Source organism: Desulfonatronum zhilinae (assembly GCF_900182865.1).
Classification (GTDB): domain Bacteria; phylum Desulfobacterota; class Desulfovibrionia; order Desulfovibrionales; family Desulfonatronaceae; genus Desulfonatronum; species Desulfonatronum lacustre.
Map to the genome: position 1 here is coordinate 1 of NZ_FXUJ01000082.1, position 1,536 is coordinate 1,536.

The 1,536-nt window shown below is 53.6% G+C and carries 1 protein-coding gene; it reads right to left on the minus strand.

Annotation, left to right across the window (positions count from 1 at the left end):
* Positions 1–346: 346 nt before the first annotated feature.
* A partial coding sequence (locus tag AC559A_RS19110) for an N-acetyl sugar amidotransferase (protein ID WP_498819283.1) occupies positions 347–1,536 on the minus strand: 1,190 nt, incomplete at its 5' end.

Consider the following 1,536-nt stretch of genomic DNA (forward strand, 5'->3'; position numbering starts at 1 on the left):
TTCGCTGAATCAAGATGGAAGGAATAATAAATTAAAACAATATATTATGCAATAAAACGCTGTAGGCCTGATGTAGTGAAATCGCTCATTTTAGGACATAGACAAAACCGCACTCTTTGCAGATGTGGATGGGCTGGTCATTGGTGTACAGGCGCGCATACGGCGCTTCGACGCTCTGCGTTGACCCGCACAGGTCGCAGGGGAACTTTGAATATTTTGCATTCATGTCCGGCTCCTTCATAAATACTCATGGTCGAGTCGTGCTCCCAGGAGACATCCCCTCAACCTTCTTTTTCAGTGCTTTTCCGTGTATTCCGTGTATTCCGTGGTAAACCAAACCGCAGTATCACGGCAAAGGATGTCTCAGCCGCCAGGCATTGTCCGCCTTTTCCCAGATTTCGTCATTCCTGTGCCTGTCAATGACGTCATCAAATTCCCGGCGGTCCAGATCCAGGTATTCAAGAACGTCGTCCAGCCACCTCTCGGGATATTCGCCGTCATACTTTTTGCACAATTCCAGGGCCTCATCGCGGCTCATGTGGCCGTTTTGGATAAACCGGGACGTGTCGCGGACGCATCTTCCAAATCCGAATTTGATGTACTGCATGTAGTAGTAGATGTCGTCGAACTTGTCGTCCAGGCTGTCGAAGTCCGTGAACGTGCCGCAAGTGCGGCCGTGCGGGTTGGTTTGGAAGTCGATCTTGTACTTGATGTAGGTGTAATTCTCAAACATGCTCCAGCGATGGAAATAGGCAAAATACATGGCCTTCACCCCGACATTCCGGATCTCTTCGGAAGAGGGGTAGACATAGGGGTTCAAGTCGCCCTGCAAGACGCCATCCATGACCCAGTTGCGCGGATCGTCGCCTACCTGGTGCTCGACGACCTCGGTGAAATCCCTGATTTTCTTGGACTCCTCGCTCAGAACCCGGCCCCCGTATTCGCTTTCGCCGTGCTCGGCGTAAAAGATCAGCTTGATGCAATGCCTGGCCGCCGCCTGGACCGGTATGGCGTTGATCCCGGCATCCCAGGCCACCTTGGGGTTGCCCCTTTCCAGGAAGAATCTTCTGGCCAGAATCCTATGCACCTTCTGGTTCGGGCGGAAGAAAAGATGGTCAAAGCCCGCCCTGATCAGGGCTTCCCGGTTGTGATTGCCGACCTCGTTGGGCAGCATCGGCGAAAAGGTGACCAGTAGCGGATTCATCCCGTATTCGTGCTTCAGCTTCCAGGCGATGCTGGAGCTGTCCTTGCCGCCGCTCCAGGGCACGATGCAGTCCCAGGCCCCGTTCTTGGAGCGATATGACGCAAGAAGGTCCAGAAACTCCTGCTTCCTGCCCTCCCAGTCGATGCGCGATTTTTCCTCGGCATTCCCGCACGCATTGCAGACGCCCTGGGCGTCGAACTGGATCCTGGGCCGGGAATTGGGCATCACGCATTTGCTGGGTTCTTCGACGTTTAATGTGGAATTGACTGACCACAATCTGTTTAGGTAGCCCTCTCCGCAGGAGGGCTTGCCATGTTTGCTGAAGAAATTTT